The organism is Kitasatospora sp. NPDC059973 (assembly GCF_042737525.1).
Lineage (GTDB): Bacteria > Actinomycetota > Actinomycetes > Streptomycetales > Streptomycetaceae > Kitasatospora.
In genome coordinates this window covers 1-17,050 of record NZ_JBHWUI010000171.1, presented here as the reverse complement: position 1 = coordinate 17,050, position 17,050 = coordinate 1, and the positions used below count along the sequence as shown (strand labels likewise).

General features: G+C 72.1%; 12 protein-coding genes and 1 tRNA gene. 10 read left to right on the top strand and 3 right to left on the bottom strand.

From position 1 onward, the window contains the following. A partial coding sequence (locus ACFWA9_RS32400; protein ID WP_380391963.1) for a SpoIIE family protein phosphatase occupies positions 1-1,913 on the top strand: 1,913 nt, incomplete at its 5' end. An 88-nt stretch (positions 1,914-2,001) separates the two neighbouring features. Here the strand turns inward: ACFWA9_RS32400 and ACFWA9_RS32395 are convergent. Together ACFWA9_RS32395 and ACFWA9_RS32390 are read right to left on the bottom strand one after the other, a co-directional pair. Then, entirely contained in the window at positions 2,002-2,778 is a 777-nt protein-coding gene (locus ACFWA9_RS32395) for a hypothetical protein (protein WP_380391960.1), read from the bottom strand. Positions 2,779-2,983: 205 nt separating this feature from the next. Further along, the gene (locus ACFWA9_RS32390; protein WP_380391957.1) at positions 2,984-4,813 is read right to left on the bottom strand and encodes a phosphatidylglycerol lysyltransferase domain-containing protein; all 1,830 of its coding nucleotides are present in this window, start codon (positions 4,811-4,813) and stop codon (positions 2,984-2,986) included. A 253-nt stretch (positions 4,814-5,066) separates the two neighbouring features. Between ACFWA9_RS32390 and ACFWA9_RS32385 the strand changes: the two genes are divergently transcribed. Together ACFWA9_RS32385 and ACFWA9_RS32380 are read left to right on the top strand one after the other, a co-directional pair. Continuing rightward, on the top strand, positions 5,067-5,801 hold the full coding sequence (locus tag ACFWA9_RS32385) for a response regulator (RefSeq protein WP_380391954.1): 735 nt from the start codon (positions 5,067-5,069) through the stop codon (positions 5,799-5,801). Next, positions 5,798-6,943 carry a sensor histidine kinase gene (locus tag ACFWA9_RS32380; RefSeq protein ID WP_380391951.1) on the top strand — a complete coding sequence of 382 codons (1,146 nt, stop codon included), beginning with the start codon at positions 5,798-5,800 and terminating at the stop codon, positions 6,941-6,943. The genes ACFWA9_RS32385 and ACFWA9_RS32380 overlap by 4 nt, the downstream gene beginning before the upstream one ends. A gap of 85 nt (positions 6,944-7,028) precedes the next feature. Here the strand turns inward: ACFWA9_RS32380 and ACFWA9_RS32375 are convergent. Next, a tRNA-Leu gene (locus ACFWA9_RS32375) sits at positions 7,029-7,112 on the bottom strand. A 417-nt stretch (positions 7,113-7,529) separates the two neighbouring features. On the opposite strand from ACFWA9_RS32375, the gene ACFWA9_RS32370 reads away from it, so the two are divergent. The 7 genes from ACFWA9_RS32370 to ACFWA9_RS32340 form a co-directional block, all read left to right on the top strand. Continuing rightward, positions 7,530-8,396 carry a DUF3662 and FHA domain-containing protein gene (locus tag ACFWA9_RS32370; protein ID WP_329488822.1) on the top strand — a complete coding sequence of 289 codons (867 nt, stop codon included), beginning with the start codon at positions 7,530-7,532 and terminating at the stop codon, positions 8,394-8,396. Positions 8,397-8,442: 46 nt separating this feature from the next. Further along, positions 8,443-8,994 (top strand): FHA domain-containing protein, encoded by a 552-nt coding sequence (locus ACFWA9_RS32365; protein ID WP_380391948.1) that lies wholly within the window; start codon positions 8,443-8,445, stop codon positions 8,992-8,994. A 53-nt stretch (positions 8,995-9,047) separates the two neighbouring features. Next, entirely contained in the window at positions 9,048-10,700 is a 1,653-nt protein-coding gene (locus ACFWA9_RS32360; RefSeq protein ID WP_380391945.1) for a PP2C family protein-serine/threonine phosphatase, read from the top strand. Between the two features lie 172 nt (positions 10,701-10,872). Continuing rightward, the gene (locus ACFWA9_RS32355) at positions 10,873-12,249 is read left to right on the top strand and encodes an FtsW/RodA/SpoVE family cell cycle protein (RefSeq protein WP_329492179.1); all 1,377 of its coding nucleotides are present in this window, start codon (positions 10,873-10,875) and stop codon (positions 12,247-12,249) included. Further along, positions 12,246-13,703, top strand: a complete 1,458-nt coding sequence (locus tag ACFWA9_RS32350) for a penicillin-binding protein 2 (RefSeq protein WP_329488819.1) — start codon at positions 12,246-12,248, stop codon at positions 13,701-13,703. The genes ACFWA9_RS32355 and ACFWA9_RS32350 overlap by 4 nt, the downstream gene beginning before the upstream one ends. A gap of 261 nt (positions 13,704-13,964) precedes the next feature. Beyond that, the gene (pknB, locus tag ACFWA9_RS32345; protein WP_352288602.1) at positions 13,965-16,103 is read left to right on the top strand and encodes a Stk1 family PASTA domain-containing Ser/Thr kinase; all 2,139 of its coding nucleotides are present in this window, start codon (positions 13,965-13,967) and stop codon (positions 16,101-16,103) included. 100 nt (positions 16,104-16,203) lie between these two features. After that, a partial coding sequence (locus tag ACFWA9_RS32340) for an IS30 family transposase (protein ID WP_380391942.1) occupies positions 16,204-17,050 on the top strand: 847 nt, incomplete at its 3' end.

The following is a 17,050-nucleotide window of genomic DNA, read 5'->3' as shown; positions in this document are numbered from 1 at the left end:
CCGCCCGGCCCGCCGGCGCCGCGGGCGCGGCCTCGGCGGCCGCCCCGGCCGTCCCCGCCCCGCCCAGAGGAGGCGCCACCATCGAGCAGGCCGCCGTCGAGTCGTCCGCCCCCGGGCATCTGGTCCACCGCGGTGACCAGGCCCCGCCCGGCGCCGTCCCCTCCCCCGCCGAGGCACCGTGCGGCCCGGGCGCCGCGTCGGGCGCCACCGCGTCGGGCGGCCGGCTCTCCCCGTTCCTGACCAACGGCCAGGCCGGGGAACAACTGGCCCTGCTGGGCGAGGTCGGCGGCAAGGTCGGCACCACCCTGGACCTCGGCTTCACCGCGCGCGAGCTCTGCCAGGTGCTCGTCCCCCGGGTCGCCGACTTCGCCTGCGTCGACCTGGTGGACGGCCTGATCTCCGACTCCGAGCTGCCCGAGGCCCGGCCGGACGACGACACCATGCTGCGCCGGGTCGCCCTGGCCAACAACGACTCGACCGGCGAGTGGGACCACGTCCTCGCCGAGGGTTCGCTGGTCGCGATGCCCCGGCACACCCCGCCCGGGATGGCCCTCCAGCTGAACCAGCCGGTCCTGGTCCCGGTGATCAGCGAGGACGTCGCGGTCGACTACGCCGCCGCGCTGGGCGGTGTCCGGCTCGCCCCGGTGGTCTCCGGCCGCTCGATGCTGGTCGTGCCGCTCTCCGCCCGGGGCACCGTGCTCGGCATCCTCAAGCTGCTCCGGCTGCCCGACCGCGCCCCCTTCGACGAGGGCGACGCCGCCACCCTCAAGGAGCTGGCCGCCCGCGCCGCCCTCTCGCTGGACAACGCGCGGCTGCACCGCGCCGAGTCCAAGGTCGCCACCGTCCTGCAGCGTTCGATGATCCCGACCCGTCCGCCGCAGATCCCCGGCGTGCAGATCGCCCACCGCTACCTGCCGGGCGACTCCAAGGCCGAGGTCGGCGGGGACTGGTTCGACGCGATCCAGCTGCCCGGCAGCCGGGTCGCCCTGGTGGTCGGCGACGTGATGGGCCACGGCCTGCACTCGGCCGCCGCGATGGGCCGCTTCCGCACCGCGATGCAGACCCTCGCCGCCCTGGACCTGCCGCCCGGCCAGCTGCTGCGCCACCTGGACAACCTGGCCCAGAAGCTCGGCGACGACCATCTGGCCACCTGCCTGTACGCGGTCTACGACCCGATCAACCGGACCTGCGAGCTGGCCAGCGCCGGCCACGTCCCGCCGGTGCTGGTGCACCCGGACGGCACCGGCGAGCTGCTGGAGATCCCGGCCGGCGCGCCGATCGGCGTCGGCGGGGTGCCGTTCGTCGCCAAGACCATCGACGTCTCGGACGGCTCGATGCTGGTGCTCTGCACCGACGGCCTGGTCGAGGTCAGGGGCGGCGACATAGGTACCGGGCTGGCCGCGCTCTGCGGCAATCTGATCGACCCGCAGCGCAGCCCCGAGGAGGCCTGCGACGTCGTCCTGGACCGGCTGCACTCGGACGACCGCAAGGACGACGTCGCCCTGCTGGTGGCCCGCTTCGACGGCGTCGCGCCGACCGAGGTGGCCACCTGGGACCTCACTGTGGACCACCGCGAGGTCGGCCGGGCCCGCGCGCTGGTGCGCGAGCAGCTGACCGGCTGGCACCTGGAGGGGCTCCGCGACACCACCGAGCTGCTGGTCAGCGAACTGGTGACGAACGCCGTCCGGGTCGCCCGGGACCGCGTCCAGCTCCAGCTGATCCGGGTGGACAAGCTGCTGGTCGAGGTCAGCGACGACAACCACAACCTGCCGTCGCTGGAGCCCGCCGAACAGCTCGGCGAGACCGGCCGCGGCCTGACGCTGGTCACCAAGCTCGCCGCGCGCTGGGGCACCGCCCGCAAGGCGGTCGGCAAGGTGGTCTGGTTCGAACTGCCGCTACCGCCCACCGGCTGAGCGCCGGGTGCGGGCCCCCGCCCGCGCCCGGCCGACCGGCCCCGCCGGACAGCTCCGTGACGCCCCGCACCGGGCCCCGGGCCGTCCCCTAGGGGATCGCCGCGCCCGCCGACCGCCGGCGCCGGGCCTCCGTGGCCACCTCGATCGAGGCGGCCGCGGCCACCGAGGCCGCCGCGCCGACCCCGGCCAGCACCCGCGGCCAGAAGTCCCCGAACACCTCCACCGAAACGGCGATCAGCAGCGCGGTGATCACCGCGACGACGTGCTCCAGGCCCGCCAGGTTCGGCAGCAGGACCGCCTCACCGACCATCAGCGCGACCACCACACCGGCCGTGAACCAGGCCCGGCAGCGGAACGCGATGCAGATCGCCAGCGCCACCACCGCCGCCGAGGGACCGGTGTCCCGGACGTACGCCACCCACTTCGGGAAGCCGAACATGTGGTCCGGACCGATCGCCACACCGACCCGGGCGAACAGCGTTCCGGCCAGGGTGCAGGCGTAGGCCACCACCAGGGTGAGCCGCCGCCCGAGCACGATCTCGGCGATCCCGAAGACCACGAACACCTGGGCCAGCGCCCCCCAGACCGGCAGGTCCAGCGCCGGCACGTACAGCGAGAGCGGTGTGCGCAGCAGCGAGACGTCCAGCGGCAGCGCCGCCTTCACCACCCCGATCCGGGTGACGAACCGCTCGCCGCCCGGCAGGTGCTGCACGATGCTGAACAGCAGGATCAGCGCGGTCGCCGCCGTCGACAGCGGAACGGCGGCGAACTTCTTCGCCACCAGCCGGTCCCGGACCGTCCCGAACAACGTCCCCCACTCGGCGACAGCGGCCGCACCGGCAATAGCCAGCGGCCCCTTTCGCACGCCCCCCGCGTGGGTCCTGTAAATCACAACCGTCTCTCCAAATCCCCGAAGCCGCGAACGCCTTCTCGACCACTCCAACATTAGAAGCCGGTTAATGAATCCACATCGGCATAAAAGTGGAGCGGCCTCATCCTCTGGGGGGAGAGAAGCCCCGATAGCTCCCCCCATCCGGACGACCGGCCCCCTCCGCCCCCCGGCGGAGGGGTTACCCCTTCCCGTCCCGCGCGGCCGCCGGCGGGCGGGGCGCCGTGCCGGCGCTCCCCGCGTGCCGGCGACGGAACAGGGCGGGCAGGCTCGGCGCGGTGATGAAGCCCTCGGCGCGCGCGCTGGCGATGCCGATGCGCGGAATCTCGCTGCTCTTCTCGAACAGCAGATAGCGCGGTTCCCAGATCGGCCGGTACTTGGCGTTGGCCCGGTACAGCGATTCGATCTGCCACCAGCGCGAGAAGAAGCCCAGCACCGAGCGCCAGAGCCGGAGCACCGGCCCCGCGCCGAGGCGCGATCCCCGCTCGAAAACGGAACGGAACATTGCGAAGTTCAGCGACACCCGGGCCAGCTGGACCTCCTCGGCGCGCTGCAGGAGTTCGATCACCATGAACTCCATCAGGCCGTTCTCGGTGTCCCGGGCCCGGCGCATCAGGTCCAGCGAGAGCCCGTCCGCGCCCCACGGCACGAAGCTCAGCAGCGCCTTCAGCTCGCCGTCCCCGTCGTGGCACTCCAGCATCACGCAGCGCCCGTCGCCCGGGTCGCCGAGGCGGCCGAGGGCCATCGAGAAGCCGCGCTCGGTCGCGCCGTCGCGCCACTGGTCGGCCTTGGCCACCAGCTGGGCCATCTCGCACTCGGGGATGGACTCGTGGCGGCGGATCCGCACGGTGTACCCGGCCCGCTTGACCCGGTTGTAGGCCTGGCGGACCACCCGCATCGCCCGGCCGTCCAGCGAGAACTCGTCCAGCTCGACGATCGCCTCGTCACCGAGTTCCAGCGCGTCCAGCCCGTGCCGGGCGTAGATCACCCCGGCCTCCTCGGAGGCGCCCATCACGGCCGGCGCCCAGGCGTGCTCGCGGGCCTCGGCCAGCCAGGCGTCGATCGCGCCGGGCCAGGCCTCCGGGTCCCCGATCGGGTCGCCCGAGGCCAGCGAGACCCCGCCGACCACCCGGTAGGTCACCGCCGCCTTGCCGCTGGGGGAGAAGACCACCGCCTTGTCCCGGCGCAGCGCGAAGTAGCCCAGCGAGTCCCGGTCGCCCTGCTTCTCCAGCAGGCCGCGCAGCCGCTCCTCGTCCTCCGGGGTCAGCAACTCCTTGTCCTTGGGGCTGCGGAACGCCACGTAGAGCACCAGCAGGAAGAGCACCCCGCCCATCGCGTTGATGACGGCGTTGACCCAGGTGGGCGCGGAGATCACGGAGCGCAGGTGCTCGGAGGGCGTGATGGTGATCATCCGGCCGACCGAGTAGCGGAAGAGGTCCCAGAATCCGGCGCCCTGGGCGCCGTTGTTCGCCCAGACCAGCAGCGCGCCGACCACCCCGCCGAAGGCCAGGCCGCCGACGAAGGTGGCCGCCGCGGTCTTCGGGTTGGAGCTGTCGCCCTTGGAGGTGAACTCCTTCCGCCCGACCAGCAGCGCCAGCACGAACGCGCAGGTCAGCACGGTGGAGATGTAGTTGAGCGGGTGCCGGTTGAAGCGCTCGTCGGGCAGCGCCATGGCGGCCAGGTAGAGGAACGCGAACAGCCCCGCCAGCGCGATGTTGAAGATCCACGCGGCCCGCTTGCGCCGACGCATCGCGATCGCCAGGAAGACCGACAGCACCGCGGTGCTCAGCCCGGCCGTCATCAGGTAGGGGGTGAAGTACTCGCCCTCGTTGTGCGTCTCGACCTGGTCCCGGAACGGCTCCAGCAGCACCGTCACGAGGTTCAGCAGGGCGATCAGCCGCAGGTACCAGACGGTGGCCGCGGCGGCCCTCGGGCGCCAGCGCTCCAGCAGGCCGGCGGGCCGGGGCCCGGTGGACGCGGCGGACGGCTCCGGCTTCACAGTGGACGACACAGCTCAATTCCAAACGATCAGATGGTGGGGCGCATCCGCACACAGGCCGGCGCCGGGCATCCGTGCGCCCGACGGACTGACCGGCGACCCTGGCCATGACCGGAAACCGGTGAGGGGCAGCCGACTCCATCGTTCCGCACCCCGGGTGAGGATGACGTGAACCCGGTAGCCGATTCCGCCCCCCGCCGAACGGCGGGGGTGTCCACCCAGCGGCGGCGTTCGGCACCCCGCCCCCACTGGCCCTAGTCTCGAAATGCTCAAGCACACCGCAGCGAGCGGACCGGCCGGTCCCGGCCGCCCGAACCGAGGAGGGACCATCACCACCACCCGCGTGCTGATCGTGGACGACGAGATCCTGGTCCGCTCCGGCCTCGGCCTCATCGTCGGCTCCGCCCCCGACCTGGAGGTGGTCGGCGACTGCTCCGGCGGCCGGGCCGAGGACTTCGTCCAGCGCCTGCGCCCGCACGTGGTGCTGCTCGACATCCGGATGCCCGACCTCGACGGCATCTCGGTGCTGCGCCGGCTGCGCGCCCTGCCCGACCCGCCGGCGGTGGCGATGCTCACCACCTTCGACACCGACGAGTACATCGGCACCGCGCTGCGCGCCGGCGCGGCCGGCTTCCTGCTCAAGGACACCGCCCCGGACCAGCTGGTCCACGCCGTCCGGGTGATCGCGGCCGGCGGCAGCATCCTCTCCCCGACCGTCACCCGCACCGTGATCGGCGGCTACGTGGACGGCGGCGGCCCGGACGCCGAGGCCACCTCGCTGGCCCGCACCCTCACCAGCCGCGAACTCGACGTCCTGGCGCTGCTCGGCGAGGGGCTGTCCAACGCCGAGATCGCCGACCGGCTCTTCCTGGGCACCGGCACGGTGAAGGACCACATCAGCGCGATCCTCGGCAAGCTCGGCGCCGCCAACCGGGTGCAGGCGGCGGTCGTCGCCCACCGGGCCGGCCTGGTCCGGCCGAAACCCGGCGACGGGGCATGACCACGAGCGAGCTGCCCCCCGCCAGACGCCTGCCGGCCTGGCTGACCGCGCCCTGGTTGATGCTGCTGCTGCCGGCCCTCTACTCGCTGATGGACGCCGCCCTGGTGGCCCGCGGCTCGGCCTGGTGGCAGGTGCTGCTCTCGCTGCTCGCCGCCGCGGTGCTGCCCTGGCGCCGGCGCTTCCCGGTCACCGTGCTGCTGCTCACCATGCCGGGCAGCTACCTCGCCGACATCTGGCTCGCCCCGATCACCGCCGTGTACACGGTGGCCGCCGAGCGGCCGGTGCCCCGGGTGGTGGTCCCCTGCGCGACCCTCTTCGCCCTGGTGGAGTTCTTCCACTGGCCGCTCTCCGAGCAGTCCCTCGAACCGAGCCGGGAGACCGCGCTCTACGCCATCCAGTCGGTGATGCTGGCCGCCGGCCCGGCCGCCACCGGTCTGCTCTCGCGCACCCGCCGGGAGCTGGCGGCCCGGCTGGACGAACTGACCCGGGGCCGGGCCCGGGAGAACCGGCTGCTCGCCGAGCGGGTCCTGGTCAGCGAGCGGGCCCGGCTCGCCCGGGAGATGCACGACGTGGTCTCGCACCAGGTCAGCCTGATCAGCATCCAGGCCGGCGCGCTGCAGGTCAGCACCGCGGACCCGGCCGCCGCGGCCACCGCCCGGACGATCCGGGAGCTCTCCGTGCGCACCCTGGAGGAGCTGCGGCAGATGGTCGGCGTGCTGCGGGCCACCGGCTCCCGCCCGGACACCCCGCTCGCCCCGCAGCCGCGGCTGGCCGACCTCCCCCGGCTGATCGAGGAGAGCGGCCTGGCGGCCGTGGCCGAGCTGTCCCCGGGGGACCACCCCTGGCCCGAGGCGGTCGAGCGGGCCGCCTACCGGACGGTCCAGGAGGCGCTCACCAACATCACCAAGTACGCCCCGCAGGCCACCGTCCACGTCTACGTGCGGGCGGCGGGCCGCCGGCTCCGGGTCGAGGTCCGCAACGACGCCCCGCCGGTCCGCCCGGCCGAGACCCTGCCGGGCGGCGGCCACGGCCTGGTCGGGCTGCGGGAGCGGGCCCAGCTGCTCGGCGGCACGCTCACCGCCGGCACCACCCCCGACGGCGGCTTCGCGGTACGGGCCGACCTGCCCGCCGGCCGGGAGTGAACCCGCCCGCGCCGGCTCCGCGGCCCCGGGCACGCCCCCAACACGAGAAAGCCCCGCAGATCCGAAGATCTGCGGGGCTTCGCTGTGCGCGAGGGGGGAGTTGAACCCCCACGCCCTTTCGGGCACTGGAACCTGAATCCAGCGCGTCTGCCTATTCCGCCACCCGCGCATGGGTGTCTGTCGTGGTTGCCAGCCGACCAGCCGATCCGCTCGGTACCATGTGGTCTTCGCGGCTCTTCGGTCCGGCTCCCTTGCGGGCGCCCCTTCCGACGTGGAAAACAGTAGCACGACCTGCGGGCCGCCTCCGAATCCGTTTCCCGGGACGGCCGAGCGCATCCGAACGGATGCCCGGACGAACAGCCGAGCGAGGGATGAGGGCACGTTTCGACGGGTAGCCCTGGCATGCTGCCGCCGCCATGCGTCACCCTGTGTGTCCGAGCCCACCCCCGGTCACCACGCGGTCCGGGAACCGTATGGATGGCCCCGGCGTGGATACGATCAGTACGGAAGTACCGCAAGTAGGCGCGACCGGCTCCCCGGGATCCGGTCGCGGGCAGGCGAACGAACCCTGGAAGGGGGTGCCCCAATGGGAGTGCTGAAGAAGTTCGAGCAGCGACTTGAGGGTCTCGTCAACGGCACCTTCGCCAAGGTGTTCAAATCCGAGGTCCAGCCCGTGGAGATCGCCGGTGCGCTGCAGCGCGAGTGCGACAACAACGCGAGCATCTGGAACCGCGACCGGACCGTCGTGCCCAACGACTTCATCGTCGAGCTCAGCCCGCACGACTTCGAGCGGCTCAGCCCCTACTCCGGTCAGCTGGGCACCGAGCTGGCCGGGATGGTCCGCGAGTACGCCGAGGCCCAGCGGTACTCCTTCATGGGCCCGCTCCAGGTGAACCTGGAGAAGGCCGACGACCTGGACACCGGGCTCTACCGGGTGCGCAGCCGCACGCTGGCCGCCGAGGAGCAGCCGCAGCAGCAGGCCCCGGCGCACCCCACCCAGGGGGGCGGCTACGGCCGGCCGCCGGCCGCCCCGGCCCCCGGCGCACCGTGGCAGCAGCAGGGCGCCGCTCCCTACAGCGCGCCCCCGCCGCCGGCCGCACCCCCCGCCATGCCCGCCGGCCCGCCCGCGGGCGGCAACGTCCGCCCGTTCCCCGGCGCCGGCCACGGCACCGCCGTCCGGCGCTGGATCGAGGTCAACGGCTCCCGCCACCAGATCACCGGGAACGCCTGCGTGCTCGGCCGCTCCACCGAGGCCGACGTGCGGATCGACGACCCCGGGGTCTCCCGCAAGCACGCCGAGATCCGGCCCGGCACGCCCTCGATGGTGCTCGACCTCGGGTCCACCAACGGCATCGTGGTGGACGGACAGCACACCCAGCGCGCTACGCTCCGCGACGGCTCGCGAATCGTCGTGGGTTCCACCACCATCGTCTACCGACAGGTCGAAGGGTAGTGTCCGATTTGTTCGCTCGCTTCGCTCACTCACGGGCGGGCCGGCCATGTCAGAACTGACCCTGACGGTCATGCGGCTGGGTTTCCTCGCCGTGCTGTGGCTCTTCGTCATCGTCGCGGTCCAGGTGATCCGCAGTGACCTCTTCGGCACGAAGGTGAACCCGCGTTCCTCCCGCCGGGGCGGTGCCGCGACCGCGGCCGCCGCCACGGCGACCCCCGCCGCGGCCGCGCCCGGGCGGGCCCCGCAGGGCCAGCCCGCCCCGGCCGCCCAGACCCAGGGCGGAGGCGGCGGCCGGCGCCGCGGCGCCCCGACCCAGCTGGTCGTGGTGCAGGGCTCGCTGGCCGGTACGACCGTGGCGCTGCAGGGCCAGACCATCACGCTGGGCCGCGCGCACGACTCCACCATCGTGCTGGACGACGACTACGCGTCCTCCCGGCATGCCAGGATCTATCCGGATCAGACTGGGCAGTGGACGGTCGAGGATCTAGGCTCCACCAACGGCACCTATCTGGACCGGCAGCGCCTGACCGCGCCGACCCCGCTCCAGCCGGGCATGCCGATCCGTATCGGCAGGACCGTCATCGAACTGCGGAAGTAGTAGCGCATGAGGGACAGCATCCCGTCCATGACCCAGAGGGGGGCTCAGGTCGCATGACCCTGGTGCTGCGCTTCGCCGCCGGCTCCCACAAGGGGCTGATCCGGGAGGGGAACGAGGACTCCGGCTATGCCGGGCCGCGGCTGCTCGCCGTGGCCGACGGCATGGGCGGGGCCGCGGCCGGCGAGGTCGCTTCCTCCGAGGTGCTCGGCTCGATCGTCCGGCTGGACGAGGACGTGCCCGGCGCCGACCTGCTGACCCTGCTCGGTGACGCCGTCCAGGGCGCCAACGACCGCCTCCGGCAGATGGTCGAGGAGGACCCGCAGCTGGAAGGCATGGGCTGCACCCTCACCGCGATGCTCTGGACGGGCCAGCGGATGGGTCTGGTGCACGTCGGCGACTCCCGCGCCTACCTGCTGCGCGACGGCGCGCTGGTGCAGATCACCCAGGACCACACCTGGGTGCAGCGCCTGGTCGACGAGGGCCGGATCACGCCCGAGGAGGCCGAGACCCACCCGCAGCGCTCGCTGCTGATGCGGGCGCTGGACGGCCGCGGCCAGGTCGAGCCCGACCTGTCGATCCGCGAGGTCCGGGCCGGCGACCGCTACCTGATCTGCTCCGACGGCCTCTCCGGACCGGTCAGCCACCAGACCCTCCAGGACACCCTCGGGAGCTTCTACTCCCCCGAGCAGACCGTGCAGGAGCTGATCCAGCTCGCCCTGCGCGGCGGCGGTCCGGACAACATCACCTGCATCGTGGCGGACGTCCTCGACGTCGGTGCCACGGACACCCTGAGCGGTCAGTTCAACGACGTCCCGGTGGTCGTCGGCGCGGTCGCCGAGACCCCGCCGTCCTCGACCGTCGCCGACCAGTCGATCCGGGACACCCCGGCCGGCCGGGCGGCCGGTCTCGGCCGCTCCCCGCAGGGCGCCTTCGGCCCCGCCGAGGGCTACGACGGCGGCTACGGCGCCGCCCCGGCCGGCTTCGGCCCGGCCGAGGGCTACGAGGGCTACGCGGCCGGTGAGCCCCCGGTGTACGGCACCGAGGACTTCGACGACGAGGCGCTGCCGAAGCGCAAGGGCAAGGCGCTCAAGCTCTCGCTGGCGGCCCTGGTCGCCCTGGGCGTGCTGGGCGGCGTCGGCTTCTTCGGCTACCAGTGGACCCAGGACCAGTACTACGTCGGTGTCGACGGCGACCACGTCGCGGTCTACCAGGGCGTCAACCAGAGCCTCGCCGGGCTGAGCCTGTCCTCGGTGCACACCACGTACAAGGACATCGAGCTCAAGTACCTGCCGCAGGACCAGCGCACCCACGTCACCAACACCATCTCGGCCAGCAGCCTCGGCGACGCCGACGACAAGGTGAAGAAGCTGGGCGAGCAGGCGACGTTCTGCCACAAGGTCTCCGACGCCCGGGCGGCCGCCGCGGCCAACCCGGCGCTGCCGGGCACCGCGCCGACCGGTCAGCCGGGCACCACGCCCGCCGTGGCGCACATCGGCTTCCGGACGGCCACCGCGCCCGCGCCGTCGCCCTCCGTGCCCGGCCGGGCGGCTCCGGCCACCCCCACGGCCTCGGCCACCCCGACCCCCACCCCGACCACGGCCGCCCCGAGCCAGAGCGCCGCCGCCCCGGCCACCGGGTCGCAGGGCGACCTGCCCGGTCTGACGGACGAGGAGCGGCAGAAGGCCGACTCCTGCCCGAAGCCGTGACGGCCGCGACCCGACATAGGCCCGCCCCGAGCGGGCCTGCCGGCCGTCAGGGAGCGGTCACCACGTGAGCACCTTCGACCTCAGCAACGGCGCCGACAACCGCTCCGGCGACCGCCGGTCCGGCGGCGTACCGGCCGACCGCGCCTCCTCCCGGCGCCGGGGCAACACCACCATCTCCCCGCAGGGCGCGCCCAACCGACGCAACACCGAGCTGGCCATGCTGGCGTTCGCGGTGCTGCTGCCGGTCCTCGCGTACGCCAACGTGGGCCTCGCGATGGACGACTCGCTACCGGCCGGCATGCTCGGCTACGGCCTCGGCATGGGGGCGCTGGCACTGGTCGCGCACCTGCTGATGCGCCGCTTCGCGCCCTACGCGGACCCGCTGATGCTGCCGATCGCCACCCTGCTCAACGGGCTCGGCGTGGTGATGATCTGGCGGCTCGACAAGGCCGGGAAGCTGCTGCACAACAACTACCCCGCGGCGGCCAACCAGCTGATGTGGTCGGGCCTCGGGGTGGCGTTCTTCATCTTCGTGATGATCTTCCTGAAGGACCACCGGGTCCTCCAGCGCTACACCTACATCTCGATGGCGGCGGCCCTGGTGCTGCTCGCGGCGCCGGCCTTCTTCCCGGCCCGCAAGGAGGACTTCGGCGCCAAGATCTGGATCCGGATGGGCGCCTTCTCGATCCAGCCCGGTGAGTTCGCCAAGATCATCCTGACCGTGTTCTTCGCCGGCTACCTGATGGTCAAGCGGGACGCCCTGGCCCTGGCCAGCCGCCGCTTCATGGGCCTCTACCTGCCGCGCGGCCGCGACCTCGGCCCGATCATCGTGATCTGGCTGCTCAGCCTGCTGATCCTGATCTTCGAGAACGACCTGGGCTCGTCCTTCCTGTACTTCGGCCTCTTCGTGGTGATGCTCTACGTCGCCACCGAGCGCACCAGCTGGATCGTCTTCGGCCTGCTGATGTCCGTCGGCGGCGCCGTCGCGGTCGCCTCCACCGCCAGCCACGTGAAGACCCGGATCGACGCCTGGCTCGACCCGATGGCCGCCTTCACGCCCAAACCGCCCCAGGGCTCGACGGAACAGATCGGCCAGTCGCTGATGGCGCTGGGCTCCGGCGGGGTGACCGGCTCGGGCCTCGGCCAGGGCCGCTCCTGGCTGATCGACTTCGCCGCCAAGAGCGACTTCATCCTCGGCTCGTTCGGCGAGGAACTCGGGCTCACCGGCATCATGGCGATCTTCATGCTCTACGCCCTGCTGGTGCAGCGCGGCCTGCGCACCGCCATCGCGGCCCGGGACCCGTTCGGCAAGCTGTTCGCCGTCGGCCTCTCCTCGGCCATGGCGCTCCAGGTCTTCGTGGTCGCCGGCGGCGTCACCGGCCTGATCCCGCTGACCGGTATGACCATGCCGTTCCTCGCCCAGGGCGGGTCCTCGGTGGTCGCCAACTGGGCCCTGATCGCGATCCTGCTGAAGATCAGCGACAGCGCCCGCCGCCCCGGGGTGGAACCGGCCCCGGCCACCGAGCTCCAGGGGGGAGCAGCCTCGTGAACAAGCCGATCCGCCGGGTCTCGATCTTCTGCCTGGTCCTGATCCTGGCCCTGATGGTGCGCACCAACTGGGTGCAGGGCGTCCAGGCCGAGGCCTGGGCCACCAACAAGAACAACAAGCGGCAGGTGTACGACCGGTACGCCCACCCGCGGGGCAACATCATCGTCGACGGCAAGCCGGTCACCCAGTCCGACTTCGTCAACGGCCTGCGCTACAAGTACAAGCGCTCCTGGGTCGACGGCGCGATGTACGCGCCGGTGACCGGGTACTCCTCGCAGTCCTTCGGCGCCAGCCAGCTGGAGCAGCTGGAGGACGGCATCCTCTCCGGCAGCGACGACCGGCTGTTCTTCCGGAACACCCTGGACATGCTGACCGGGGAGCCGAAGAAGGGCGGGGACGTCGTCACGACGATCAACTCCAAGGCCCAGAAGGCCGCCTTCGACGGCCTCGGCAACAAGAAGGGCGCGGTGGTCGCGCTCGACCCGCGCACCGGCGCGATCCTGGCGCTGGTCTCCACCCCGTCCTACGACCCGGGCGCCTTCGCGGGCAGCGAGTCCGGCGACTCCAAGGCCTGGGTGGACCTCAACGCGGACCCGAACAAGCCGATGCTCAACCGCGCGCTGCGCGAGACGTACCCGCCCGGTTCGACGTTCAAGCTGGTCACCGCGGCGGCGGCGTTCGAGAACGGCGTGTTCCAGAGCGTCGACGACCAGACCCAGACGCCGAAGCCGTACATCCTGCCGGGCACCAAGACCGAGCTGAGGAACGAGAGCGACAACGAGCCCTGCGAGAACGCCACGGTCAAGGTCGCCATGGACTGGTCCTGCAACACCGTCTACGGCAAGATCGGCACCGAGCTCGGCAAGGAGAAGATGCGGGCGCAGGCCGAGAAGTTCGGCTTCAACAGCACCGTGGACACCCCGGTCCGGTCCGAGAAGAGCGTCTTCCCGACCAACTCCACCCCGGACGGCGTGGCGCTGGACTCCATCGGCCAGCACGACACCCGGGCCACCCCGCTCCAGATGGCCATGGTCTCGGCCGCGATCGCCAACAACGGCTCGCTGATGCAGCCCTACCTGGTCGACCAGGAGCGCTCGGCCTCGCTGACCACCATCTCCAAGCACACCGAGAAGCAGTACTCCCAGGCGATGAGCCCGGAGACCGCGCAGAAGCTCCAGGACCTGATGGTCTCGGTGGTCGACAACGGCACCGGCAAGAACGCCAAGATCCCGGGCCTGACGGTCGGCGGCAAGACCGGCACCGCGCAGCACGGCGAGGACAACGCCGGGCTGCCGTTCGCCTGGTTCACCTCCTACGCCAAGACCCCCGACGGCCAGTCCGTCGCGGTCGCGGTGGTGGTCGAGGACGGCTCCAACAACCGTGACGGGATCAGCGGCGGCCGGCTCGCCGCACCCATCGCCAAGGCGGTGATGCAGGCCGCCCTCGGCAAGTAGGGAGCGGCCGTCACGGGTGCGTCGAATGTCACGATCGGCCCCGCCGAACGGATACCGGTCTGGTATCGGCCCACGGCCGACTCCGGTCCGGCGCGGTGCGACCGGTAGCGTATCCGCAGCAGCGGGTGTGCCCGTTGCCGCCCGCGAAGCGTCGAAGGGTCCTGATCGCAGAACCACCCGGGCCCGCGCCGGCGTCACTCAGAGCGTGCGGGGACACCTACGTCACAACCTCACCGGCGGGTGAGGGAGAGGGTCGGAACTATGGAAGAGCCTCGTCGCCTAGGCGGCAGGTACGAGCTCGGCGGCGTCCTCGGACGCGGCGGCATGGCCGAGGTGTACCTCGCCCATGACACCCGGCTCGGCCGTTCCGTCGCTGTGAAGACGCTCCGGGCCGACATGGCCCGTGATCCGTCCTTCCAGGCCCGCTTCCGCCGTGAGGCGCAGTCCGCGGCGTCACTGAACCACCCCGCGATCGTCGCCGTGTACGACACCGGCGAGGACTACATCGACGGCATCTCCATCCCGTACATCGTGATGGAGTACGTCGAGGGGTCCACGCTGCGGGAGCTGCTGCACTCCGGCCGCCGGCTGCTGCCGGAGCGCTCGCTGGAGATGACCATCGGCATCCTCCAGGCCCTGGAGTACTCGCACCGGGCCGGCATCGTGCACCGCGACATCAAGCCCGCCAACGTGATGCTGACGCGGCAGGGCAACGTCAAGGTCATGGACTTCGGCATCGCCCGGGCGATGGGCGACGCCGGGATGACCATGACGCAGACCTCCGCCGTCATCGGGACCGCCCAGTACCTCTCCCCCGAGCAGGCCAAGGGCGAGCAGGTCGACGCCCGCTCGGACCTCTACTCCACCGGCTGCCTGCTGTACGAGCTGCTGACCGTGCGGCCGCCGTTCGTCGGCGACTCGCCGGTCGCGGTGGCCTACCAGCACGTCCGGGAGGAGGCGCAGCCGCCGTCGGTGTTCGATCCCGAGGTGCGCCCCGAGATCGACGCGATCGTGCTGAAGGCGCTCGCCAAGGACCGCGACTACCGGTACCAGAGCGCCGACGAGATGCGCGACGACATCGAGCGCTTCCTCGACGGCCTCCCGGTGGCCGCCGCCCAGCAGGCCGCCGCCTACGGGATGGGCGGCGCGGCCGGGTACGGCTACGACCAGAACGGCTACCCGCAGCAGCACGACCCGTACGGCCAGACCAACGTGCTGCCGCAGCAGCCCGGCGGCGGGCCGACCACGATGCTCCCGCAGGCCGGCTACGGCCAGCAGCCCGGCTACCAGGACGACGGCTACGGGCAGACCTACGCCGGTGCCCCGGGCGGCGGCGGGAACGACGGCTACGACGACGGCTACGGCCGCGGCGGGGGCCGGCGCGGCGAGCAGCCGCCGAAGAAGAGCAACACCTCCTGGATCGTGCTGGCGGTCGCCGCCGTGCTGGTCCTGGTCGGCACCTTCTTCGTCGCCCAGGCGATGTTCGGCAACAAGGGCGGCGACAAGAAGGAGACCGCGAAGGTCGTCGCGCCGAGCCTGGTGGGCAAGACGCTGGCCGAGGCCAAGACCCTCGCCGCGCAGAGCGGCCCCAAGCTGGTGGTGACCGAGGGCGAGAAGGTGGCCTGCCCGGACACCAACGTCAAGAAGGACCAGGTCTGCACCCAGACCCCGGCGGCCGGCGGCCAGGTCGCGGAGGCCGCCACGATCACGGTGCAGCTCTCCTCCGGCCCGGCCAAGGCGACCGTGCCCAAGGTGGTCGGCCTGACCAAGGACCAGGCGGTCAAGGCGCTCAACGACGCCGGCTTCACCAACATCGCGCAGCCCGAGTACAAGGACGACGACACCGCTCCGACGGAGACGGTCATCGCCCAGGACCCGGCGGCCAACGCGGCCGGCGACCCGACCGCGCAGATCAAGCTCACCGTCTCGCAGGGCAAGGCCAAGGTCTCCGTCCCCGGGGTGGTCGGCCAGCAGAAGGAGGCCGCGCAGGCCACCCTGGAGGGCGCGGGCTTCCAGGTCGACGCCTCGAAGACGACGCCGACCAACGACCCGACCAAGGTCAACACCGTCGCGTCGCAGTCGCTCCAGCCGAACACCAAGGCCGCGGCCAACTCGAAGATCACCTTGACGATCTTCAAGGCGCCGGACAAGGCCACCGTCCCGCCGCTGCAGAACGTCCCGGTCAAGGACGCGATCGCGCAGCTGCAGAAGATGGGCCTGGGCTACACCCTGCTCGGCTCGCAGGACCCGAACGGCACGGTCACCAACTCGATGCCGGGCGCCGGGACCCAGCTGGACCCGGGGCAGTCGGTCACCCTGATGGTGAAGCCGCCCGAGCCGACCAAAGGGGGCGACCCCGCCACCCCGTCACCCTCCAACACCAAAGGGGGCAACCCCTAAACCCTGGTTCCCCTGGCTCTGACGCCGGGAACGCCCGAGGGCCCGTCGCAGCACCCTTAGGTTCTAGTGGTCGTCGCAACGCCCCAGCTCAGGGGATGCGATGGACTTCAAGATCCGGGAGAGGCGGGACCCTCAGGGGCCTGTGCGGCTTGACAGGGAGCGAGCGGCATACTCCCTGCTCATGCGGCAGGGACTGAGCAACACGGAAGCGTGTCGGATCGTCGGGGTGAATCCGAAGACCGGCAGACGCTGGCGCAACGGACGCGGTGCGTCCGGCACGAGCAGGGCGGTACCACCGATCAACGCGGTGGTACCGCCCTGCTCGCCGTCCCGGTACCTGAGCGAGGCCGAGCGGATCCACATCGCCGACCGGCTGCGGGAAAGGGCGACGATCCGTGAGGTCGCGGCCGAGCTGGGCCGCAGCCCCTCCACGGTCAGCCGGGAGATCCGCCGCAATCGCCACCCCTCCAGCGGTGCCTACCGCCCGCACGCGGCCCAGGCCCGGGCCGATGCCCGTCGGCCCCGCCCGAAGACGGGGAAGATCGCCGACAACCCGGAGCTCCGGGGCTTCATCCAGGACCACCTGAACGTGAAGTGGAGCCCCGAGCAGATCTGCCAGGCTCTGCGGGACACCTTTCCCGAGCGGCCGGAGATGCACGTGGTCCACGAGACGGTCTACCAGGCTCTCTACATCCAAGGCCGGGGCGAGTTGCGCCGCGAGATCGCGGCGGCCCTACGCACCGGACGCGCCCGCCGGGTTCCCCACCGCCAGGCCGCCGCACGCAGACCCAGGTTCGCCCACCCCATGGTCATGATCAGCGAACGCCCCGCCGAAGTCGAGGACCGAGCCGTGCCCGGCCACTGGGAGGGCGACCTGATCATCGGCAAGGACGGCGCCTCCGCCATCGGCACCCTCGTCGAGCGGGCCACCCGCTATGTGATGCTCC